This window comes from Paenibacillus sepulcri (assembly GCF_042647105.1).
In the GTDB taxonomy this organism is placed as follows: Bacteria; Bacillota; Bacilli; order Paenibacillales; family Paenibacillaceae; genus Paenibacillus_Z; species Paenibacillus_Z sepulcri.
Window position 1 is genome coordinate 1,851,286 of the sequence record NZ_JBHRUP010000001.1, and the last position, 24,353, is coordinate 1,875,638.

Sequence of the window (24,353 nt, forward strand, 5' to 3'; positions counted from 1 at the left end):
GGCCGCCACTTTCTTGTTTTAAAACAACGCATAGTCTTTGTTCATTCTCTTCACGAGATAGTTGATTAACAATATGGTGAAAAAACACATGATCGATTGATAAAAGCCGGCTGCGGCGGCCATGCCGATATCCGAGGAATTCAGCAGCGCCCTGAATACGAAAGTATCGATAATATCCGTTTGCTGGTACAGGTTCCCGTTGTTTCCAATGAGTTGATAGAACAAACCGAAATCTCCTCTGAAGATTTGCCCGACCGACAGGAGGAACAGCAGCACAATCACCGGAAAGATGCTCGGCAGGGTGATATAGCTGATTCTTTGAAAGATATTGGCGCCATCGATTTTCGCAGCATCGTACATCTCACTGTCAATACTGATGATCGCCGCCAAATAGATTACCATACCGTAACCCAATTCTTTCCATAATTTAAAGGCGAACAGAATATATTTCCACGCCCCTGTGTGGGAATACACATTAAGGGGATCAAATCCGAGCGCGGTCAATGCATGGTTAAACAGACCATATTCGTAATTGAACAGATTATAGGCAATGGATCCGACAATAACCCAAGAGATGAAAAAGGGTAAAAACATCGTCGATTGTGCAATCTTTTTAAAAAATAACTTGCCGGCTTCGCTCAACATAATCGCAAGCAGGATCTGGATCATGGGAATGAAGATAATAAAAGCCAGATTGTAAAGCAAGGTGTTCCTGGTTACTATAAATGCGTCGCCCGAAGCGAAAAAGAATCGAAAGTTATCCAATCCGACCCAAGGACTGCCAAGTATGCCCGACTGGTACTGAAAGCGCTTAAAGGCAAGAATCACTCCGAACATGGGCAGATAAGCAAAGATGAGTACGTGAAGAACGGCCGGCGCCAGCATCAAGAGAAGCACTTTGTTCTTAATCAGCTTCTGAAAGAAAGTCCCCCCAGCTGCCCTTGCTTTATTTTTCACTTTCAACTTTTCATAGATGAATTCATTATTTTGCAAACTCATTCCAGTTATCTCCCCCTTCAATATTGCATATCTAGGGTGATTGGCAACGCTTTCAATCGAGGTTTATACGACCACATCGGTAAATTCTCTGACTATGTGCCGATTATTCCCCTAATACTTGCCTAAGCCACGAATAACTGTCCGACACACTTTGAAGCGGCGCATTCTGGCAGCGGTCCTGCTCGACGATCAGCCACTGCACATCCGCTGCGGAAGCAGCCTGAATAATGGCATGCAAATCCTGCTCTCCTTTTCCCAGCTCCACTGTATCCTTCCCGCCCGCCTCAACCGGGCCGTAATCCTTCAAATGAATGAGTGGAATCCGGCCCCCATATTGATGAAGATAAGCGATGGGATCCTGTCCCCCGACATGCACCCAGCAGGCATCCATTTCCGCGACTACATGCTCGGGAGATGTCGTCCCAAGCAACGCATCGAAGACGAAGCGGCCTTCTACCTCGAACTCGAACTCGAAGGCATGGTTATGGTAACCGAAAGTCAGACCGGCTTCCCGGACAAGCCGGCCGGCTTCCTCCAACTCGCTGAACAGGTTTTTCCATGGCGCGGCGCTGTGCCTCATTTCCATAGGAATGGAGGGACAAATCATGTACTGGCCGCCAATCGCTTTAACAAAGGCAACTTCCTCTGCCAGGCGGCTTCGAATCGACGGCAGACTGACATGACTGCCAATTGCCTTCAGTTTCAGTTCATCGAGCAAACTCTTTAATTCACCCGCCTCCAATTGACCGTAACCCGCAAATTCCACTCCTTCATACCCGATTTCCGCCACCTTCCGCAGCGTTCCCCGGAAATCCCGGTTCAGCTCTTCCCTCAACGTGTACATCTGCAGGCCGATTCCAATCTGATTATTCATGCACTTACATCCTTTCCTTCATCCGCCATCGCTACCATACCCATTCGTTCTCCAGCCTGCGGTATTCGCCTTTCCGCATCGGCGCCTCGTCATACACCTTCCGGTTGCTGTATAAAGGTTTAATTCTGCCCTTTGGCGTAATGCCTACGACATCGTCCCCCCGCCAATCCGTCTCGAACGTCTGTCCGACTGCATTCTCTAACGTCTTACGGAAGCTGAGCGGAAATGTCACTGTGATTTTCTCCCCCGCGGCAGCTTCGCCGAGCACGAGGAAATGCTTGTTGACCCATCGGCTCTCCTCGCTGCCCTTTCCTTCCGCGACTGCTCCGTTGGATTCACGAACGAAGCGGATTTTGGTAAATCCCGCCCACTCCGGAATCCTGATCAACAGACGGGGAATATCCATGCGGATATGAAGCACGACCTTGCCTTCATGGGGCAAATAGCTGCTGACATCCAGCCATTTGGACCCCCGGTTCAAGAGGAAGTTTATGCTGACTGTGCCGTTCATCTCGGTGACGGTGCTGCTCCAGCCCATGAACAGACCGCGTGTTCCCGACCCGAGACAACAGAGCTGCAGGTCGCTCGTATGGCCTCTTCCCTCATTAACATCGCATATGAAATCGTTCGGAGCTGAATAACCCGCGAATGATCCGCGCGTGCGTTCGGCCACTTTATAGAACGTTTTTTTGGCGTGGACATCCATTGAGGTGTCTGTCGTCTCCTCCACCCAATCGAGATCGAGCAGCTGCGATTCCGCCAGATGATTCCGCAAAAAGCGTTCTACGGGTCCCCAGTATTCGACATATCCGCTCTTGGCAAGGGTTATGCCTGTAGAGATCAGATCTACCAGTGAGCAGGTTTCATGCTCGTAAGCCTGCTCATGAAGGTCGCCCGGCGTCCACCCGAAGTTCGTACATTTCGTCAGCGCCCAATCATAGCTTTTCTTTACCCAGCCGATCATGGCCGCATTGCCCGTAGAGACACCGAATCGCGCGATAGCATCAAGCGTTCCGATACGGGTATGAAAATGTCCGCTGCGATAGGCAAGCGAATCGTTGAAGCTGCCATCCTGCTGGAAGACACCGCTTCTCTCCATGATCAGGGCGGTAAAAAATTGACATAATTCGAATGCATCCCGGCTGCCAGTCAGCTCGTAATATTTCAGCAGCGGCATAACCAGCCTGCCGCAGAACGCCGCCGGATCCGGTGCCAGCCGGAGCTTTATGGCATTGGCAGACGGCCAGCCTGTTTCTTTATATTCGGATGCCGGATAATACCAAACGTCGCGTTCTTTAACCGCAAGCCGTTTCAGTGCCGCAACATGGCGGTCCGCCGCCGCTTTCACTTTCGGATCGCCGCTTTCCATGTACCAGGTCGTAAGAGAAAGAATCACCGCACGCTGGTCGATCAAATTCGCATTCGGCTCACTATCCAGATGGGGATTCTCCTGCCGGTAGCTCATGCCGTCTTCCTTGAAGAAGGAAAGCAGATTAGCCCGATAATGTTCTTCCACATCCGCTCCGTATGTCTCTCCGGACATATGTCTGGCAAGGATGAGTCCATCGATCATTCTGCCGTGAGAGGAACCGTAATCCCAAGTCCCATGGGTCATAAAAGCCGGCTTGTGCAGCAAATCAGCATTAAAGAACGGAATGTAGCCGTATTCCTTATCGGCCATTCCCACCATCGCATTAATCGCATGGGCCGCCCTGTCTTCAAGCATTAGGGTATCGGGTATCAAAAAGTCAGTCATTCCGTTATCCCTCCGTATTCCGGTTTCATCGTTCATTTCCCCACTAATAATTCCTCTTCGTAAGGAACCGTCAATTCTTTGCCGGTCAGAGCCGCTTTTTCCGTTGTCTCAATAATTGCGATGAGCCGCCGCGCTTCCTCCGGTTTTACGATTAGCTCGGCGCCGTTCATAAGATGGTCGGCGATATTGTGATAATAATATTCCTGTCTGTTCTCCTGACATTTCACCTTGGTTTCCACTTTAATCCCCTTCAGCTCGGTATAGAGCATAAGCTCCCCGTCTCTGATATTCTCATCGACAATAGCCCCCTTCGTCCCGAGGAAACGAAACTGAGGTTTGCCTGCGTGGGCGATGCTCGAAACTTGAATATGCGCCATCGTCCCGTTATCGAAGGAAATAATGCTGTCCATATGATCCTCATTACTGAACTCGTGCCATAGACGGTTTTGGATAAATCCTTTGACGGTTTTCACTCTTCCGGGTATAACGCCGAGCAGGTAATCGAGATAATGAGCGCCCCAATCATAGAAGGCCCCGCCGGAGATGTCTTTGTCCGAACGCCACCAATCCTGCGGCTTTCTAAAGCCGCCGATAAACATTTCAACATGGAAGAGTTCCCCCAGTATGTCTTTCTCCAGCAGTTCCTTCAACGTTAAATACCAGCCGTCCCAACGCCGATTATGATAGACGGACAGCATGAGGTTTCTGCTCTGCGCCAGTTTGACCAGCCGGTCCGCATCCACGGCATGGATGCACATCGGTTTCTCAAGAATGCAGTGCTTGCCGCTGCCCAGAACCTGTTCTGCCAGGGGTGCATGCGTGTTGTGGGGAGTAATGACCGTAACCAGATCGATATCCTGCTGCTCCAGCAGTTCCTCCACCCGCGTGTATGTACGGATATGCGGAAAATCCAACTTCGCCTGTTCCATCCGGGCAGGGTCCAGGTCGCAGGCTGCTGTAAACTCGATGCCGAACCGCGTCATCTGTTCTGCATGCACCTTGCCCATATTGAAAGCGCCTCCATATCCAATTACAGCGCCCCTGAATTTCTTGGTCATCATGCTCCACGCTCCTACATGCTTATTTGAGTATTGCAAAAATCAAGCTCTCGATAACAAGCCCAATCGATGTCCGGATCAATGATTGCGCTTCCGTTTCAGTACCTATTTAACCACGTCATTTATGGATAGTACATGAAGAATATGACTGCGCGATGCACTATATAGCTATAAGTGCAAATATGAATATTAAATTGAAATTGCGTATACGTTGTGTTAAAAAGTAAAATGTGTGTAGATCGATTGGCCAATCTAAGGAGTGATCCGGCATGCAAATGCAAAGCGCCGATAACAGCAGCAAGCCGATATCCGCCGTCAGCAGCATTAAACCCGCACTTGTAAGCGGAACGATCTCTGCTTCTTTGGCATGCACCGGAGCGGCTGTGTTGATTCTGACTACTGCAAGCGGAGCCGGCTTCTCCAGGGGAGAACTGATTGCATGGTTCTTTGCCGCCTATGTGTTCGGCGGTTTGCTTAACCTGCTTCTATCCGTCTTTTACCGTCTTCCGTTCGGAGGCGTGCATTCCATTGCCGTGGTTACGTATATGAGCACAGTCATTAACCGGTTTACACTCAGCGAATTGACAGGTGGATATTTAATGGCTGGCTTGATTATCTTCCTGCTCGGCTGGAGCGGATGGTTCGGCAAATTATTGACCCACCTGCCCAAGCCTCTTCTCGATGCCATGCTGGCCGGCTTGATGCTGCATTATGTCATCAACATGTTCTCGGCTGTGCGCGATTCACCTCTCGTCAGTATGATGAGCATGATCGGATTCTTGCTGGCCTACCGGTTTCGCACTCATGTTCCTCCTCTGCTCGGTGCGATCGTTTTTGGCGGCCTTGCCCTTGGATTTGGAACCCCTCTTCCAGCGCTTTCGCTGCCGGATTTTATTGCGCCGTCATTGTTTCTTCCGTCTTTCACCTTGCAGGGCGTAATCTCGATCTCGATTCCTGTCGCCATTCTGATTCTGAGCAATGATGTTGCTGTGGGTCTGGCCGCACTTCAGAAGCAAGGCTATCGGCCGCCTATGGACCGTACCCTCCTTATGACCGGCATTGCCACAACCGCAGCCAGTTTTTTTGGCGCCCACAGCGCTAACATCGGCGGGATGATGACGGTCATTTGCAGCAGCGATGAGGCCGGACCACACGATAGACGTTATCTGGCAGGCGTCGTATCCGCGGTATGGGTGATCCTGTTTGGCCTTGCGGCTTGGCTTGTGGTGCCTTTTATCAAAATTCTCCCTGCCCCGTTCATAACTCTGATTACCGGATTTTCCCTGATCGGCATACTGACCGGCTGCCTCCGGTCGGCGTCGCGCGCTTCCGGTTATCGGTTCTCGGTGATCGTCTGCTTCCTGATCGCAGCTTTTCCATTCACTATACTGGATATTGCCTCGCCGGTATGGGCGCTTCTGATAGGAGTATTAACGGCAAAATTGCTGGGGGAGGGTGACAAAGGGACCTGAGTCATAATCAGCGATGGAGTAGCAACATGAAAGAACTGCTGCTATAATTTAGGAAAATGCTATTGATGAGAAACGGTGATGTTGGTTGGATAACAAGATCATAGGAGAAGTAAACGCCGTTGGCTATTCTGTCCATTTTAAGCCCTTTAACGCAGATGTGAGGTCTGGTTTGCAAAACTATCTGATTCGGCTGCAGGTGCAGGGTGAAAGCAAAATGCTTATCGATGGAGAGTTGGAGAAGGTTTATACAGGCGATCTGTTATTATACAAGCCCGGAGATCCTTATTTTATCAGCATTGGCAATCAAGAAGACATAAATGATCAGAATTGTATCTGCGCGGATTTTTTCCTGATTTGCACTGGAGCGGGGATTGACGAATGGTGGCGAAGCAGGTCATACGCTCAGCGAAACTGTGTGCCTATTGATGATGCCCTGTTGAACATTTGGAAACAGATCCTCTATGAGAAACGTCGGGTAAAAGAAGAAGATCCGGATGTACTGGATTATCTGCTGCGCATATTTCTTCGATATATTGACAGAGTTTTATTGGATAATAAAGGAAATAACGAAAAAAAATTATTCGTCACTCACCGTATCAAACAATATATAGAACGTAATGCTACGAGATCCATAACTCTGCGGGATATAGCCGATTACACAAGTCTGAGCGTATCCAGAACGACTCACTTGTTCAAAGAAGCATTCGGAAAAACGATTATAGATTATGTTAATGAAGTAAGGATTCATATCGCTTGTGAACGGATTCGCTTCAGTTCCATGACATTGGAGCAGGCGGCCGAATCCGCTGGATTCAACAGTTACTCGTACTTCTACCGGATATTCCTCAAACGCATGGGTGTGTCGCCCAAGCAATATCAGGATAAAATGGACATGATACAAACAACACGAATCCGTTAAAGATGTAAGGATGGAAAAACCAAAAAAATCTAAAAGGGTTGCCAGCCCCTTACATGCGCAACCCGATCGTCTCTTTAAGCGGGTAATAGGGTAAAAGAGACAACTACATCACTCTTGAGTCACGAAAAACAAAAATAGTTTAACGGCCACATCGACAAAGAAACAAGAAAAAAGAAGCCTGACCGTCTTGCTTCAAGCTTCTTTAGCTTCAATCATTAGGTTACCGCCTCGCATTCCCGCTTGCAGCCGTTTTTTTCGCAAGTCTTGTACGTGCCCGTAAATTCCAGGCGATGGTCCTTCACTGAGAAGCCGTACTCACGTTCCAGACGCATCTCCATTTCCAAGAGCCAGTCTTCTTTGATTTCCTCCATTTCCCCGCAAACGGTACAAATCAAATGATGGTGCATATGCTCATGATCTTCGCCACGGAGGTCGAAACGGGCCACACCATCGCCAAAGTTCATCTTTTCAACGATATGCAGCTCGGTCAGGAGCTCCAGCGTCCGATAAACCGTGGCCAGTCCAATTTCAGGGTGCTTGTTCTTTACACGCATAAATACTTCCTCAGCGCTCATGTGATCCTCTTCATTCTCCAATAAAACCCTTACGGTCGTTTCTCTCTGTATCGTCAATTTGTAGTTCTTGCTCGTCAATTGTTGATTGATCCTGTTCAACTGTTCCGGCACGTTCATTAAACGGCTCCTCCTTTGCCACCCTTCCTTTATTTCCATTTACAACATTTTAATTGATAATAATTCTCATTGTCAATAAGAAAGAAATACATAACATAATTATTATGGTTCATTAAATTTATCCTTCGTTTCTGGCCGCAATATATTGTTCCTAGCTGCACCGATTGATGATTCAGCAAAACAACCGCTGCTTCAGCGGATAATGGTCCGTCAAGCAGCGGTTGTTGGAGACGACTATATTATTGCTTCCCGGTATCTGCAGCCACTGCTTCGCCGAGTTATTTATGCAGCCAAGGTCTGGCGAAGTATGTCCTGTTCCGTGCCTTGTTGCCTTTCTCCCAAAATGAGCGGTACAAGCCTTGAGCTGCAAAAAGTTCTTCAATTATGAATTTCATGAGCATCATACCATATCGTTGGTCACATAAATGGCAAAGTGAAAACCACCCACAGTTATAACGTTGTAGAGTCGTTTCCCTCCGGCAGCAGCTAGGCTGCCCGTATATTAAATTTCTTTCAACCGGAAATGTTCGATATCGATATTACCCGATTTAACGTCTGCGAAGGGTTCTCCCCCGCGTATGCCGACTATGCCGTAACCGCTGGATGTGCAGAGGAAGCTGCTGAAGTCACCAGACGCCTTCTTGGTGAAGTACATTGTCCGGTCGCATGCGTCATAGCGGATCCCGCTCCAGCCTTGGAGCAGACCGTAGGAAGCCATAGCGCGCGCGTACCAATGGCCGCATTCATACTCATTAAACGGATTGCGCGTCCGGCCGTCGAAACGGTCACGACAAATCCGTACGATATCCAGGCCTTCCTCTATGCAGCCGAGCGAGAGCAAATGGGAGGCCACCTGATATTCAATCCCCGTCCATACTTCATTGCTGTATACAAAGGGCAGCGTAAGCTTTCCGCCTTTCGGCCAAGTGCACAGGAGCAGTCCGCCCTCGCTGCCAAGCGCGAAACCGGGTCTTTGCGGATTCACATGCTCCGACAAGTCCCTTTTCAGATTGTATTTGTAGATGCTGAGCAGGTGACTGCGGACGTTATCCCGGTCCAATACGTCCTCAAGCCCGCACATTTCTCCCAACCAGGCTCCAATGACGCCATCTGACAGGCATCCCTGTCCGTACTGGTACTTCGGACCTTCTTCCTTCATCAGCTCGAGTGCTTCAGCCGAATAGTTTACATTCCAAGCCTGTTCCCCGCTTGTCGGAGATGGTGTTCTCAACCCCTGCCAAACGATCTTCTGCTCATAATATTCACCGTTGAACAGTTCTTTGTCCATATAGTCTCTGCCTTTGCGGTACAAGGACTTGTAGATTTCGGCCTGATCCCCGGCTGCTTCCGCCAAGAGCGAGGCTGACTTGAGCGCGCCTAGATAGATCGATGTGCACATGCCGTCGGGACCCCAAAATTCAATATCATAGGTGTTATGATGAGGCTCCGAGAGTACGCCCAGCCCATCCGGATCCCAGGTTTCCATGCAGTAATGAAGGCTCTTTTTCACCTTGGGCCAAATTGCGAGCAGCCACTCCGTATCTCCGCTGACTCGCCATTCCCGGTATACCTTCATGATGCCGCCGAGCTGCCCGTCGCTTGCGGCATGGAAATCGTGATCTGCCGGAACGATCGGCAGCGGGATGCGGAAGTTCTGATGACCATGCTCATCCTGACCTTCCGCGAATTCGGTATCGCGGATTCCACGCTCCAGCTCCGGGAACAGATGAGGCAGAGCTTGCGCATAATTCCAGACATGGGTACAGGTTCCGTGACAGCTGCCCTTCGTATCCTCGCAGCCCTCCCATCCCCAAAACCTGCCATCGGTTTGCCGGAGCACGGTCGGTGACTTCAGGATGGACAGATTCGCCGCCGCCGCCTCCACCAGCTCGGCAGGCATCGACGTGCCGTAGAAGCTGTCGTTGAACCGGACGCTCTCTTCACGTAATCGCATATAGCTGCGCAGCCAATAATCGGCAACCTCCTCTACATCCTTAAACCTTCCGGCATACCATGGTTTATGAAATGCCGGTTTGTCCGCAGCTTCGTTACCGCTCTGCTGCCGAACTGCGGCGGGAACACCTACAGTCAAATTCGTTTCGGGTACGAACCAGGACAGCAGCAGGCGGATCGTCTGCCGCTCATTCGGTTGGAGTTCCATCGGTACGAAGATGCTCGCCCCCGGACTTGGCTTACCCGTGTCCACCGGAGGTTTGTCCTGGCAGCGTCCGGACTCGATATCCTCCCAGATCATCGTCAACGGATCAAACCAGCCTCCCCTGAACCAGGCACAGTCCACGGCCGCATGGGGATGATCGACAACAGCGCTGAACGCCCCCTGCGCCCATGGCTTATGTTCAATGGGCGGCTGATCCAGGACGAAGCCGTTTCCCGATTCCGCACGGATCACGCGATGATTGCCGGCGCCCTCCTCCATGAAATGAGCCGCATGAAAAGAATAGACGAGCTCTACGCTCCGATCCGTATGGTTAGTGAATGTAAATTCCAGTCCGGCTGCCGGCAAGCTCGAATCATCGGCATTCAAGGGGATAAATGGGCTCCAACCGGTTATCGTCACATCAACAGGTACTTTCGGATCGCGAAGCTCCACTGTTCCGAACGGAAACTTCGAGTCAAATACGCTTTCTTTAAAGCGCGGCAGTCCATAATGCTTGCCAAAGAGCCCGTTTCCAGGACCGACAAACCGATCCGACCGGTGGCTGAACACCTTCCAATCCGGCACAGGCCCTTCCAGAACCCGTGCCAGGCTGCCCTCGCTGTCCTTCACGCAAACTGCAGAAAACATCAGCGGCTCATGGGTAATGTCCGGTGCGTTGCGAAGGGAGAAATGAGACATGGCGCCCGTTCCCTCCAGACAAAACATGCCGGCGCCGATTCCTCCCAGCGGAAATGCAACATGCGAATTGCGGCTCTCTGAATACGTACCTTGAGCGGATTTCCGATTCACTATTTATCTCTCCATTCCGATGCGGCGCGCGCCATATTTACTTTCTCATCTCCGAGGGGGACACACCATAATATTTTTTGAATACTTTATCAAAATAGGAAGCATCCTCGTAGCCTACCCTCTTCGCGATGTGTTTGATTTGGATGTCATCCTTCATCACCCAGGATTTAGCGGATTGCATGCGCAGGCGAATGATTTGTTCCATGATGTTTTCCCTGAACTGGAGCTTATAGCTTTTGCTGAGATACTCCCTGCTCACGTAGAACCGCTGTGCCAGCGACCCCAGGGAAATGTCATCCGCGTAATGTTGTTGAACATAATCGAAGATCTGCTGTAAGTCTACTTTTTTGCGGTCCCTTCTTATGACAAGAATGAAGTCCATCGCTTCTCTATAAATTCTTTTGATCGCTTCAAGTACATCCGATGCATTGAGCTTTGACGGCATATGCCCAAGAAGATCCTTCTCTTTAAGCACACCGTTCAGCTCCAGTCCTTCCATCGCCGTGAATTGTTCGAGAGTAATCAGAAACTCATGGTAGATCCGGAGCCACTGCGCCGATCCGCAATCGAACTGAGAATCCAGATGGCTGATGCATGCCGTCAACACGTCTTCTACAGACTTGATGGCTAACTCGTTCAAATGCGCGGCGGCATTTTTCTTGTAATCGTTCAATATAGCCAGTATCCCGGGAGGAAGGGTCACCAGCACCTCGGATAATTGGTGGCGATAATGCTGCAATTCCTTGAGACATAATTGCAAGGCCTGGGTCAATTGTCCGGGATCCACCGGCTTCAGCAGGTATTCAACCGCACCCGAGCGTAACGCTTGATGCATGTACTTATAGTCATCATACCCGCTCAGGACAATCACCTTCATATTCGGCTGATTCGAATCCAGGATCCGCAGCAGCTCGATTCCGTCAAGGAGAGGCATCTTCATATCCGTAATGACGATATCCGGATTCAGTTCCTGAATCATGCGGAGGCCATCTTCCCCGTTATCCGCTTCGCCGATGATCTCCATATCCGGAATAGCCTGCGCCACGAATTTCTTAATGAGATCGCGAACCAACGATTCGTCTTCCACGATAAGCAGCTTAGCCATTTGAACCGCCTCCCTGTACGGACGTATTTGGGATCACAATGGTCACTTGAGTTCCGCCATGAAGCGTGCTTTCGATTTCCAATCCGTATTCTGATCCGAATTGGGTCTTGATGCGTGCCTGGATGTTGCTGAGAGCCATGCTTTCTTTAATTTCGATTATCTCTTCAATATTGCGCATTAAGCTTTGTTTGAGCTCAAGCTCCCTTTGCGGGGATAAACCGGTACCGTTATCGGTAATTTCAATGTACAGCTTTTCCCAGTCGCATCGCGTCCTGATTCCGATGATCCACCTTCCTCTTTTATGCTGGAATCCATGCTCGAATGCGTTTTCAACAATGGGCTGCAGCGTGAGCGGCGGTATGAGGCAGTCGGCTGCAAAGGGATCAATTTCCCATTCTACGGTAATTTTATCCTTGATTCTGAATTTCTGTATGACCAGATAATTGCTGACATGATCGAATTCCTGCTGCAAAGTGACAAGGTCATTTCCCATTCCCATCGTATATCGCAGATTGCTGCTGATCGCCTGGATGATGTGGTAAATTTCCGGGACATCCTTAATTACAGCCATCGCTCCGATCGATTGCAGGGTATTATGCAGGAAATGGGGATTAATCTGCGCCTGCAGCGCTTTCAATTGGGCTGTTCTTTTCTCAATGTAAATCTGATATCGCGATCGGATAATCTGGGCATATTTCTGCTCCAGCCAGCCGATTTCATCTTTGCGGTTATGTCCGACATAGATGTCGCTGTTCGTCTCCTCGGTCCACGTGATAGCCCTTACAAGCTTTAATATAGGAGAAACCGCTCTGTCCGCGATAAATTTGGAAGCGGTAACAGAAACGATAATCAGAATCGTCACGATCCCAATCCCGAACCTTAACGTATTGTTGCTGCTCGCGGATACGACGCTGGTTGGAATCATTTTCACGATCGTCATTTTGCCATCCGCAAAAGACTGGTAAAAAATATAATGGGCGTCGTCTTTGAGAAAATGTTCCCCGGAATGCTGTTCGATCCGTTTCACCACAGAGGTCGTTAGTACTGCTTCAGAGCTGCCCTCAAAGGGGATGTTCACGACATTTCCCGACTCGTCCAGAACCAGGATTGTACTTTTATCATCGCTGCCCAGCGACTTGAAGATGGGATCGAACATGCTCCAGTTCACTTGAAGAGCGACTCCGCCCACCAGCTTGCGGTCAATAAACCGGTATAAGTTGCGGTACATGGTAAATTGGTCTGAGTCCGGGACGAAAACATATACCGGTTTTCTGCCTCCGGGCGAGTTCCAGGGGGCTGTCGTCCCTGGATTGGGAAGAACCCGTTCTTCGCCGTTTCGGACGGAATAACTTCGCTCATTCTCTTTCTTGAACACCGTGATCTCGCTTATTCTGTTCAGGTTCGCCAAATTTTGCGACGACAATATGGCGAACAGATTTTTCTGCAGAGTGAAATCAAGCGCCTCATCCTGGTTTTGCGCGTTCTCCATGAATTGCGTAACGCTCTGATCGTTCATCACGGAGAACAGAATCTGGTCCAGGATTTGAATCTGATCGTCGAGAAAAGTTCCGGACCACTCGATTTTGGATAAGTTCGACCCCATAATCTCAGTCTCCAGCTGATCTTGGGCATTATGGATGGCGACAACGGTTAACATGATGAGCGGAATGCAGGTCAGCAGCACCAGTACCAGAAACATCTTTTTTTTAATGCTGCCGGAGAAGGACTCCATGAATGATCGGCAGGTGATAAGCAGTTTTATACGCAGTCGATTCGGCATACCTCTATTTTAACTTATTTATGATCATTTCGAATAGGAGCAGATCTTCCCTGAAATCCTCCGGTGTCGTTTTCACCGCTCCATTCTCTGTTATTGCTTGGTGCAAAGCCTTCAATTCGAGTGTATAAGGATCTGTGAGCGTCGGTCTGATTACAGATTCCTTATAGGTCTCTCCTTCCGTTTCGCTGACGAATAATTTGACAGGAAGATGGCGAATATACGGCGTATCATATTGTACTTTAACAGATTTATGACTGGAGTAAACCTCAATATGGGCATCGAACCTGCCCTGCTGATCCATACCCGTTTCATAGACGACGGAGAAATGGCCATAGTCGAATATAGCGGTAAGGAATATACTTCCCTGCTGCTGCGAAACTTTGGCTCCAATGACTCCCTGCGGCATTCCCAAAGCCTCCCGCATCGCCGACAAATCATGGCTGCCCAAGCCGGTCAAGAAACGGTAAACACCGAATATTGGCGATTCAGGCTTCAACCCTGTCGCTGCGATGCCCATTTGTTCCGCCCTGGCCTTCCGGTCGGCCTTGGCCGACTCCGGAATATCATCGAAGGAAACCGTTCGGCTGGTAGGTTGAATGAAATAGTGATTCGGCCCGATGATATCCCTGACCCTGGCGTACGTGATGTTCTTAAGTCCCCCGATTTCCTGTACCGCCTCGACAAAGGAGGCCGCGTAGCGGCGCATATAGCCGACCATCACGACGACTTGATGCCGGTCGCGCAGGGCAATAATGGCATCCGTTTCCGCATTTGTTAGGCACATCGGCTTTTCGATGAATACATGCTTATTGCGGCTGATCGCCTCAATCGCGCAATCGGCATGATATTCATCGCTGTTGAGGACAAAAACAACATCCAAATCTTCTTGTTTGACCAGATCGGACATATCCGTATACAGATTCTCAACCCCGTACCGATGCCCCAGATGCTCCAGCAAACGGGGGGATATATCGCATAATGCCGTGATCCGGAAATAATCGGGAAGCGATTCCAATACAGGTAGATGAATGACCTGGGCAACTTCGCCAAGACCGATCAAGCCAACGTTTAATATTTTTCTATGCATGACCTGGTCACTCCTTTATTTGGGTTTGTTCTCCGGCTGCGGCAGCCAATTTACGAAAGAAATCTTTAAATACCGCATCTCGATGCACGAAGCTTGCGCAGCGGATCAAATGCCTGGTCGAATCCTTGCTCCAAGTGACCCGGTCGGTAAGCAAAGGGCTCGGGACGAGCTCTGTTGAAACAGCAGCGGGATTCAGCAAATAGGCGATCGTTGAAATATCCCAGATCACTCTTGAGTATCCGAAGTGGTCATCGGAGCAGTTCTTGAAGCGTTCGGCCAGAAAATCGCCAATCCGCCCCTTCCCTCTGACATGCGCATCAATCTCCGGCAGCGTGGTTAACAAGCTCGTGGTGACGCCGAGGACAGGAATCAGCACAAGCGGCACGCCGCAGTCAAGCAGTACCTGAGCGCCCGGAACGTCCTGCTTCAAATTGAATTCCGTCGTGTCGTTCCACCAGAGCGCATGTCCGCCAAGCCACACCACGACGATCTTCTCGATGATGCACGGCTCTAACAAAATAGCAGACGCTATGTTCGTGATCGCTGCGATTGCCACGACATAAAGAGGTTCGTCATCGGGGGCGGCCATCGCCTTCGCGATCAGGTCGCGGGCCGCTTCGCTGTCTACCGGCTCTTGCGGTCCCGGCAAGTAGCCTTCCGATCCGCGGAACACGAACCCTCCGGCGGGCTCGTTCATTTGCTCCAGGATGCGGATAATCTCATCATAGCTTTTTTCCATGCCGTCCTTCGGCCCATCGGAAAGCTCATTGTGGAAGGGTGCGGCATAAATGGCTTGCAGATTGATCTTGTCTTTCGAGAGCAGGGCGTAGACGATCGCAAACTGGTCGTCGATTTCATTATAGGTATCGGTATCCAATACCATGTTGATTTTACCGGCAGGCGGCTGTAGGCGACGAACCCGCAGGTCCTCGGACAATTTCGGATAAGATTTGGTCAAATCGGGTTACTCCCTTCTTATGATGGCGCTCTCCTTCTCTTGTCAGCCCTTGATCGCTCCATCGGCGATGCCCTGAACGATATACTTTTGGAAGAAGAGATACACCATGATCACGGGCAGCGAGGTGAGAACAAGAATGCTTAGGATGTAGGACCATTCATTCGAATACTGACTGAAAAATGTGCTCGCCAGCAATACAAGCGTGTAACTCTTATAGTTGGTCAGCATAATCAGCGGCAGCATAAAATCATTCCACACCCATAAAATATCGAGAATCGTGATCGTCAAGGTAATGGGTATGAGCAGCGGAAAAATAATTCTTATAAACGTCTGCAGCTGTCCGCACCCGTCAATCTGAGCGGATTCTTCCAGCTCTCTTGGAATGGATTTAACGAATCCGTGGTACAAAAAGATCGCGAAGTTAACGCCAAGTCCAATATAGATCAAGGGAAGACGATAGATCGAGCCTTGAATGTTCAGAGCAGTCGCCATCTGGATAAGTGAAAACATAATAGAGTAAAAAGGTATAAGCATGGAAGACAGGAACAGAAAAAAGATAAAAGCGCTGAACTTTCCGGGCGTACGCGATAATTTGTATCCGGCAGGTGCGCTGCAGACAATAATTCCGATGATGGACAAGGATGTAATGACGAATGTATTATACAGATTACTTAAAATATGAACTTCGGTCAGCACGTACCGGTAATTTTCCCAGTGCAGCACCTTCGGCCATTGAATAACCGACTTGAACATCTCGCCTTGCGATTTCAATGAGTTCATTATGGCCAGCAATATGGGAAACAGGAAAAATACAGTCGCACAAGCCAGCAGCACAACAATCAACAACGAGAAGAGAAAGGATGATTTCGATTTCCTCATGCTTCGACCTCTCTCTTTTTCAAGACGGCAACCTGGGTCACCGTAATGACCAAAATAATCAGAAATAAAATCATTGCTTTGGCAGTCGCGTATCCATAACGCAAATCCCTGGCAAACCCCTCCTGATAAATATTAAAGGCAATGACCTCCGTGCTGTAGCCGGGACCTCCTCCTGTGAGGGCGTACACAACTTCGAAGATCTTGAAAGATCCGTTCAGGGTCAGGAAGACGCATATCGTAATGGCCGGCATAATCATCGGCAGGGTAATATGAAGGAATTTACGAAAAGGCGTCGCTCCGTCAATGGTTGCAGCTTCCTGCAAATCCCGCGGAACACCCTGCAGAGCTGCGATATATATGACCATCAAGTAGCCTGCCCCCTGCCAGATGGATACCAGAAGGATCGATACAAAAGCCATATTCGCGGAGCCCAGCCAGGGCTGGTCCAGAAAGCTCAGAATAGTCTTGTCGGCCAGCTGGGGGAATACCGTCGAGAAAATGAAGGTCCACATCAACGTACTGATGTATACGCTAAACATATTGGGCATAAAAAACAGGGTACGGAACACGGATTTGGTGCGGGTGCGTATCCGGCTTTCCACCAATACCGCCAGAGATATTCCGACTATATTCTGTAATAGGACAATCGCAACCACATATTTTAATGTATAAAACAACGAATATATGAATCTGGAATCTTCCGTGAACGCTTCGATATAGTTGCTGAAGCCGACAAAATTATACTGCCGGAATAAACCGTTCCAATCCGTAAAGCTGTAATAGATGCCGCCGATCGTCGGAATCAATAAAAAAATCACATAAAAGAACAACGCCGGCGCCGCGAAAGCCAGCAGGGGAATCCAAGGTTTGGATCTCAGAGTCCGGTACATCCCAATCACCGCCTATTGGAAGGAAAAGCAGCAGCGTTAACGGCTGCCGCCCTTCTCCATAGATTTATTTTTGAACTTTGAGCGAATTTTTCCAGGTTTTATCCAATTCTGCAATCAACTGATCCTGCGTAATTTGTTTTGCGAAATAGGATTGAGACATCTTGCCTATCGCTTCATTGGCAGCTTGCGGTATGGATTGATCCAGATACGAGTGGCCGCTCTCCACGTATCGGTTTCCCTGCTCGGTCCAAGGGAACGTGCTGATTTGTTGGTTTGAGGCTACTTTGTTAAACTTCAGCTGATCAAAGAAAGCAGAAGAATCTTTGTCATCCAAAATGTAGTTCAGAAAGTCGACGGCAACCGCTTTGTTCGGACTTTCCGGATAAACGGTCAGCGTAGTGGAAACCGCCAGATTTACCATCGTGGACGCCGGATCATCATTGACAGGCAAAGCGCCGAGCCCCAGCTTGAAATCCGGATTCGCTTTCAGAATGCTGTCCGCATACCAAGTGCCGGTAATCAACATCGCGGCTTCGCCGTTCGCGAATTTCGCCAGCCCGTCATCCGCGCCGGTCTCCAGCGGGCGTTTTGTCCCGTTTGCATTGACCAGATCGATAATATCGAACATCCCTTTATCCTTTAATTCGCTGAAGGACGCTTCCCCCTTGTTCATCCGGTCCCACCAGTCCGGAACCTGCTTGGCGGCAACCGATTCGAAGCTCAATTGCGTAAGCCATCCCGGAAAGCTCTCTTCTTTATAAGCAAGCATAAATGGAGTCACATTGTTGCTTTTCAGGGTTTCGACCACTTGTTTCATTTCCGATAACGTCGTCGGCACCTTCAAACCGTATTTTTCAAAAATCTCCTTGTTGTACAAGTAGCTCCAGGAGAAGCTTTCCATCGGAACACCGATAACCTTGCCGTTAATCGTCACGACATTGCGAATGCTTTCTATTAATTTGCCGGCAAACGGCTCGTTCGAGAGATCCGGCAGATAGCCTCCTTTTTCGAAGACCGGACCGTCAAAAGCGGCATGCAGGGAATATATATCCGGTGCGTCTCCGCTCGCCAAACGCGTTTTCAGCAAATTGGCGTCCGATGGCATTTCCATATTGTAAGTGACGTCAATCCCCTTCTCCGCTTTCTCCTTAACCGCAAACTGTTTCAAATACTGGTCGAACTGCTCCTTGAAACGCCCAAGCCCCGTCAGCATCAGGTTCAGTTCCACCTTTTGCGGTTGTTCGACGTCGGCTGTGCCGGATGCGTCCGGACTGTTGTTCTGACTCGATGAATTGTTCCCGCCGCAAGCCGATACCGTCACAGCCAACAGTAATATTCCGAGCCAAACCGTCATTTGTTTTTTCAAAATCTGATCCCCCTTCATATTCATTAATATCTTTGCAAGCGTTCTCAATTAGTAGTATAGGGTTAATTTGCTCTTTTGTAGTTGGAAAATGTTAACCCGTTAAATTGGAATAAATTAAGATGGATAACATGAAGCGCGTGTCTGCTTGCCGCCACGCCACGCCAGCCCTGCCCTATCCTTCAATAAAACCGAAAGAGGAGCTGCCCGAAGCAAGCTCCTCCACAATGGTATATATGTTCAACGAGCAGCTCTTCGGCTGCGGTACAGTTCATCCTAATCTGACTTAAGAATCATAAACTGGATATTAACTCTAATTTCCTGTAATACTGTCGATCCCCGCAAAAATGTCTTTCAATCTTTGGATATCCTGCTCAGGCAATGGCCCCCTGCTCACCGATTCGATGTTATTGGCCAGGTGCTGCAAATTTCCCGTCCCCATTAACACGGAATGGACTCCCGGCTCATACCTGCAAAACCTGTAAGCCGCATCCACAATGCTATGTGCCCCGTCCGGATGCACCAAAAAGCCCAATGGATTATTGCGGTCCACTTTACGTGCATCCAGCAGTCCTTTTTCAAACAACTCATTCAGTAATTCGATCAGGACCTCCGGTCGAGACAAGGCTCTTCTTACGGCAAACATATCGAGAACTCCGATATTTTTGGCAACGGCAGCTTTAAAGATTTTTTCGCGCGCACTCTGATTCAACAGATTGAAGCCGACCATCATGACATCCCAGCAATTATCCTGTACCGCTCGTTCCAGTGTTTTATGCGTCGAGTCGGAAGCGAACGCTTCGGTAATTCCCAAAAAGCGAATTTTACCCTTTTCTTTCATTTTAATCATTTCGGGCACAAGCTGCTGGACTGCATAATCATAATCGGTATGATCCACACCATGCAGATGGTAAATATCGAGATAGTCAGTGTTTAAGTTGGCCAGGCTTTGATCTACACTTTTTTCGAAATCCTCCGCTTTTTTTAATCCCTTGTTCTCGCGAAGAGAATATTTGGTTGAAATAATGACATCTTCTCTTTTAACATGCTTCAATCCGGCTCCAACCACGGATTCGGTACCGTAAGCCTCCGCCGTATCGATCAGATTGATTCCCCGTTCGATCGCATTCTGCACGATCTCCGCGGCATGTTGTCCGCTCCGCTCCGTTTGTATGCCCAGCCTGCTGCTTCCTCCGGCACCCAGACTGATAACGCTTACATTTAAACCTGTCCTGCCCAAAGTTACATAATCCATCCCAATCACTCCTTGTCGTTAGAATCACACCTTTGCAAGACCTTATTGATGCTATTGTCCGGCTTTTACCTGTAACGTGCTTCGCCCTGCATTCCCATCATCCGGGAGGACGCTTTACTATGAAGTTTAAATCGCAAGACAAACAAAATCAACTCATTGAAAAAATTACCCCCGGCATCCGGCGTCGGGATTAGCATCGCCCAGCCGCAGACACGATATTGAGCTGCCGTCTTCCTATAGCGAGCAGCTTCGGAAACTTTGGTTACTGGACAGGTCAAGGAATGAGAACTGAACCGTTTCTCATGTTCCACCAACCTTGCGAAACCTCCAAAAACCAAAAAAATCTAAAAGGGTTACGAACCCCTTTAGATTTCCCGATGTAACGATCCATCCACGATCCCTTATCGCTTCGCCTTATAAAACTCATGATACAGCTTCATCAGCGCCCGCTTCTCGATCCGTGACACATAACTGCGCGAGATGCCAAGCTCCTTGGCGATTTCACGCTGTGTCCGCTCTTCCCCGCCGGCGAGCAGACCGAAGCGGCCAACCACTACTTCCTTCTCCCGGTCATCGAGGATATCGAGATTTTTATAGATCTTGCTCTTCTCAATTTTTAACTGCACCCGGTCTGCGACATCATCGGCTTCCGTGCCAAGAATGTCGATCAGTGTAATTTCATTGCCCTCTTTGTCCGTCCCGATGGGATCATGCAGGGACACATCCTTGCGGGTCTTCTTCAGGGAACGCAGATGCATAAGTATTTCATTCTCAATACAACGGGCGGCGAACGTCGCAAGCTTCGTGCCCTTGCCGGTCTGGAAGCTCTCGATCGCTTTGATCAGACCAATCGTGCCGATGGAAATCAGATCTTCCAGATCCTCGCCGGTGTTGTCGAATTTCTTGACGATATGCGCCACCAGCCGCAGGTTATGCTCAATGAGCAGGTTTCGGGAATGCTGATTGCCCTCTGCAAAAAGCCGCAGATGCTTGATCTCCTCTTCTTCTTGAAGCGGTTGCGGAAAAGCGTTGTTTTTCACATAGGAAACGAGCAGCGTTAATTGTTTAATGAACAGTGCGATAGCAGCAAACAAACCAGGCATTGAGCGGGCCACCCCCAAGGTTGAATTGCCGGCTGCGGACTGTCGTCCCCCCACATCCGGTGAACACTGAAGTCTGTTCTACAGTGTATGTAGGCGGCGGCCCATCCGTGCCTGTACGGGGCTTCAGGGACTAAATTCTGTTAAATCGTTCAAAAAAATCATGCCGCATTTCAACCTGCCCGGCTCGTTTTTAGCACCGCAGCCATTCAATCGCCAGCACTTCACGCTTCATATCCGTTTTTCACTTCCTCCAAGCCAAATGATGGGATGGCGGAACTCTCAGACGATGGTCACCGACACGATTTGACCCTATTGTACAGAAAAAAAGCTGCTGCCAGCCACATAAGCCGCTCTGCCGGCATGCAAAAAAAGGCTGCCGGAACTATTTCCGGCAGCCAGTCTCTCAAGCAGCAGCTATATTTAAATGGTGAATTTCACTCCGGTCAGATCCTCGCTCAAATTCCACAATTTCTCGGCCGATTCCGAATCCATAGCCCAAGGGTATACACCCGGCTTCCCGAAGAGACTGCCGTCTGCCGGGATAGCCTCGGCGATCTCGACATTCTCGCAATAAACGCCGCCCTTGTTGTCCAATTGCTTGTTGGCAGCACACCAGACGATGGTGGCCGCCCCTTCCGGAATGGTCTTTAATTCATCGTTGGTTTCCTTGAAGCCCCGCTCGCCCTGCTCGTCAATCGCGCCCATGGCGCGCAGTTCATCATCGGTTAGATGGCGAGCGAGATCAGTCATGATGCTTCCCGGATGGACGGAGAAGGCACGGACGCCATAAGCCTTGCCCTTTTTATCCAGTTCAACAGCAAATAAAGCGTTAGCCGTCTTGGATTGACCATAGGCCATCCATTTATCATATTCCCGATGCTCATAATTCGGATCGTTGAAATCAACCTCGGCGAATTGATGCCCCCTCGAGGAGACAGACACGACCCTTGCGCCTTCTGCTTGTTTCAAGGCCGGCCAGAGGCGCGCCGCAAGCTGAAAATGGCCCAGGTGATTCGTTGCAAATTGGGATTCATAGCCGCGTCCGTCACGCGCTAACGGAGTCGCCATAATACCGGCGGAATGAACAAGGATGTGCAGCGGGCGGCCCGATTCAAGAAAACGCTGGGCGAAAGCGTCGATAGAGGCCGGATTCATCAGATCCAATATCCCAATCTCCACCCCTGGAATACCCGCTACGGAAGCTTCAGCCTTGTCCAGTGTGCGTGCCGGCACAATAACAGTTGCTCCCGCTTCGGCAAGAACACGCGTTGTTTCAAGTCCAAGACCTGAATATCCGCCGGTCACAATTGCAATTTTCCCGCTTAGTTTCTGTCCGCCCAGAGCCTCCTGGGCAGTCGTCCTTGGGCCGAATCCGGAATTAATGGGGGTTTGTTTGGTTCTTTCATTATTATGAGTCTGCATCGTTAATCTCCCTTATAAAGCCGTTATTATTTATAAATCTTCAGTTCGCTTGCCTGTCTTTAACGCCTGAAAGTTATCCAGCTTATATTTCAAAATATCCAAAGTAGTCTGCATGTCCGCGAGCTGAGATTCAATATGCTGCTTATGTTCGTCAAGAATGCTGTAGCATTCCTCATAATCTTTTTCTTTTGACCGTGTCACATACTCCAGAATCTTCTTCAGCGACATGTCTGTTCTTTTGAGATGAGTTATGAAAAGTACGCGGTCCAAGTCGATTTTGACATATTCTCTTTGTCCATTTGCCCTTCGCATGGGTGCTGGCAGCAGCCCGATTTTCTCGTAATACCGGATTGTGTCCTGGCTCAATCCCGTCCTCTTAGAAAACTCTGCAATGGCGAAGGTTTCCTCCACTTTCCAATCCTCCTTTCTGCTGTTCGTGATCTGATATAAGGCATAGCTCCTTCATGATACAATCTGGAGTTCACTCCAAGTCAAGTGGATAATTCAACCATATGCTTGAACCGTTCCAGCATCAGGAATAGGACAGACCTGCTGGTTAGTTTCCCCGCAAGGTTCTGGTTTATTCATCCAGCCCCTTCGCCAAACTGTCGGATGCAGCCTGGCATCCCAAATCTATTGGTGACATCGGAAGGATGGAACGCATTCTCTGCTGCACTCTCCACAATATGCTTCGCCGCCAATACCTTCAGCGTCCGGTAAGCCCAATGGCATCTTCTTTTTCGCCTTCTTTGGGCATAATTGAACTTATAATTGCTAGACTGTACGCCGCAAAATTGACCGTTTTAGACAGAATTGCTGCTTCCTTCATTTTGAAAGGATAAAAAAACAGGAGCGCGGAATCTGCTGTCAGATTCCGTACTCCCGCTTCATTGGCCGGCTGGCGGAGATGGCTTATGAATATTCCCTTTTACCTTTTACCTTTTACCCCTTTGTCGCCCCCGACGAGATCCCCTTCACAAAATACTGCTGCAGGAAGACAAAAACGACGATGAGCGGTAAAATCGCGCAGACTGTTCCGGCGAACACGATATCCCAGCGCGACGCGAACTGGTCGACGAAGGAGAAAATCTCCACATTGATCGTCTTGGCGCCGTTACCCGGAAGCATCAGCAGCGGAAGCAGGAAATCATTCCATATGCCAATGCCGTTGAGTACGATCAATGTGGCTGTACAGGGCGCGAGCAGAGGGAAAACGATGCGCCAGAAAATCCCCATCCGGCTTGCTCCGTCGATTTGCGCCGCTTCCTCGATTTCCCGCGGCACCCCTTTCAGAAAACTCGTATAAAGCAGAATGCCGAAGCTGATGGAACCGGCGACATAGATGATGATCGGGCTTGATAAGTAACCGTAAAGCCCCAGCCAGTTGATCTCCCGGAACAGCGGCACCATGTAGATCTGGAACGGGATCATGAGGCCCATCAGGAAATATAAATAAAGCAGATTGCTCAGCCTGGATTCCTTGCGCTCCAGTGCGTAAGCTGCCATCGGGATCACGAGAATCATGCCGATGATCGAGGTGATGGTCAGATAAGTGGTGTTGAAGATCGCCTGTACGAATTTCGTTTCCTGGAACAAGAAACGAAAGTTGTCCAGATAGAGACTGGTCGGCAGCTTCATGGAATCGTTCAGAATTTGCCCGTTCGTTTTGAAGGCGGAGATAAAGCTGAAATAGAGCGGAAACAGGAAGATCACCGACAGGACGACAAGAATGAGCATTTGCAGGGCTTCCCCTGCCCGTTTGCGGTTCGCCAA

20 protein-coding genes are annotated in these 24,353 nt (G+C 49.4%); 2 read left to right on the forward strand and 18 right to left on the reverse strand.

Going from position 1 to position 24,353, the window contains the following annotated elements; translation table 11 throughout:
• Positions 1-18 precede the first annotated feature (18 nt).
• The 4 genes from ACFOLF_RS08185 to ACFOLF_RS08200 form a co-directional block, all read right to left on the reverse strand.
• Complete coding sequence (locus ACFOLF_RS08185; protein ID WP_210037948.1) at positions 19-999, reverse strand: ABC transporter permease; 981 nt, start codon at positions 997-999, stop codon at positions 19-21.
• A 103-nt stretch (positions 1,000-1,102) separates the two neighbouring features.
• Complete coding sequence (locus ACFOLF_RS08190) at positions 1,103-1,873, reverse strand: sugar phosphate isomerase/epimerase family protein (protein WP_210037949.1); 771 nt, start codon at positions 1,871-1,873, stop codon at positions 1,103-1,105.
• Between the two features lie 31 nt (positions 1,874-1,904).
• Entirely contained in the window at positions 1,905-3,629 is a 1,725-nt protein-coding gene (locus tag ACFOLF_RS08195) for a hypothetical protein (protein ID WP_210037950.1), read from the reverse strand.
• Positions 3,630-3,661: 32 nt separating this feature from the next.
• On the reverse strand, positions 3,662-4,690 hold the full coding sequence (locus ACFOLF_RS08200; RefSeq protein WP_210037951.1) for a Gfo/Idh/MocA family protein: 1,029 nt from the start codon (positions 4,688-4,690) through the stop codon (positions 3,662-3,664).
• Between the two features lie 266 nt (positions 4,691-4,956).
• On the opposite strand from ACFOLF_RS08200, the gene ACFOLF_RS08205 reads away from it, so the two are divergent.
• Positions 4,957-6,159: a benzoate/H(+) symporter BenE family transporter gene (locus ACFOLF_RS08205; protein ID WP_210037952.1), complete on the forward strand. Its 1,203-nt coding sequence runs from the start codon at positions 4,957-4,959 to the stop codon at positions 6,157-6,159.
• 85 nt (positions 6,160-6,244) lie between these two features.
• Positions 6,245-7,078 (forward strand): AraC family transcriptional regulator, encoded by an 834-nt coding sequence (locus ACFOLF_RS08210; RefSeq protein ID WP_210037953.1) that lies wholly within the window; start codon positions 6,245-6,247, stop codon positions 7,076-7,078.
• A gap of 215 nt (positions 7,079-7,293) precedes the next feature.
• On the opposite strand, the gene fur is transcribed toward ACFOLF_RS08210, so the two are convergent.
• From fur to ACFOLF_RS08280, 14 genes are all read right to left on the reverse strand, one after another.
• Complete coding sequence (gene fur, locus ACFOLF_RS08215) at positions 7,294-7,770, reverse strand: ferric iron uptake transcriptional regulator (RefSeq protein ID WP_210037954.1); 477 nt, start codon at positions 7,768-7,770, stop codon at positions 7,294-7,296.
• A gap of 502 nt (positions 7,771-8,272) precedes the next feature.
• Complete coding sequence (locus ACFOLF_RS08220; RefSeq protein WP_210037955.1) at positions 8,273-10,738, reverse strand: GH116 family glycosyl hydrolase; 2,466 nt, start codon at positions 10,736-10,738, stop codon at positions 8,273-8,275.
• A gap of 37 nt (positions 10,739-10,775) precedes the next feature.
• A complete protein-coding gene (locus ACFOLF_RS08225) occupies positions 10,776-11,843 on the reverse strand; it encodes a response regulator (RefSeq protein WP_210037956.1) in 1,068 nt (355 codons plus the stop codon).
• Positions 11,836-13,542: a sensor histidine kinase gene (locus ACFOLF_RS08230; RefSeq protein ID WP_210037957.1), complete on the reverse strand. Its 1,707-nt coding sequence runs from the start codon at positions 13,540-13,542 to the stop codon at positions 11,836-11,838. Before ACFOLF_RS08230 ends, ACFOLF_RS08225 begins: the two co-directional genes overlap by 8 nt.
• Positions 13,543-13,627: 85 nt before the next feature.
• A complete protein-coding gene (locus ACFOLF_RS08235) occupies positions 13,628-14,710 on the reverse strand; it encodes a Gfo/Idh/MocA family protein (RefSeq protein ID WP_210037958.1) in 1,083 nt (360 codons plus the stop codon).
• Positions 14,711-14,717: 7 nt separating this feature from the next.
• Positions 14,718-15,668: a nucleoside hydrolase gene (locus tag ACFOLF_RS08240; RefSeq protein ID WP_379114012.1), complete on the reverse strand. Its 951-nt coding sequence runs from the start codon at positions 15,666-15,668 to the stop codon at positions 14,718-14,720.
• Positions 15,669-15,710: 42 nt separating this feature from the next.
• Positions 15,711-16,547 carry a carbohydrate ABC transporter permease gene (locus ACFOLF_RS08245; RefSeq protein ID WP_210037959.1) on the reverse strand — a complete coding sequence of 279 codons (837 nt, stop codon included), beginning with the start codon at positions 16,545-16,547 and terminating at the stop codon, positions 15,711-15,713.
• A complete protein-coding gene (locus tag ACFOLF_RS08250; RefSeq protein ID WP_210037960.1) occupies positions 16,544-17,437 on the reverse strand; it encodes a carbohydrate ABC transporter permease in 894 nt (297 codons plus the stop codon). The genes ACFOLF_RS08245 and ACFOLF_RS08250 overlap by 4 nt, the downstream gene beginning before the upstream one ends.
• A 64-nt stretch (positions 17,438-17,501) precedes the next feature.
• A complete protein-coding gene (locus ACFOLF_RS08255; protein WP_379114010.1) occupies positions 17,502-18,803 on the reverse strand; it encodes an ABC transporter substrate-binding protein in 1,302 nt (433 codons plus the stop codon).
• Between the two features lie 310 nt (positions 18,804-19,113).
• Complete coding sequence (locus tag ACFOLF_RS08260; RefSeq protein WP_210037961.1) at positions 19,114-20,055, reverse strand: aldo/keto reductase; 942 nt, start codon at positions 20,053-20,055, stop codon at positions 19,114-19,116.
• 401 nt (positions 20,056-20,456) lie between these two features.
• Positions 20,457-21,158: an RNA polymerase sporulation sigma factor SigK gene (gene sigK / locus ACFOLF_RS08265; protein ID WP_210037962.1), complete on the reverse strand. Its 702-nt coding sequence runs from the start codon at positions 21,156-21,158 to the stop codon at positions 20,457-20,459.
• A 420-nt stretch (positions 21,159-21,578) separates the two neighbouring features.
• On the reverse strand, positions 21,579-22,580 hold the full coding sequence (locus tag ACFOLF_RS08270) for an oxidoreductase (RefSeq protein ID WP_210037963.1): 1,002 nt from the start codon (positions 22,578-22,580) through the stop codon (positions 21,579-21,581).
• A gap of 30 nt (positions 22,581-22,610) precedes the next feature.
• Entirely contained in the window at positions 22,611-22,991 is a 381-nt protein-coding gene (locus tag ACFOLF_RS08275) for a MerR family transcriptional regulator (RefSeq protein ID WP_210037964.1), read from the reverse strand.
• Between the two features lie 531 nt (positions 22,992-23,522).
• On the reverse strand, positions 23,523-24,353 hold the full coding sequence (locus tag ACFOLF_RS08280) for a carbohydrate ABC transporter permease (protein ID WP_379114008.1): 831 nt from the start codon (positions 24,351-24,353) through the stop codon (positions 23,523-23,525).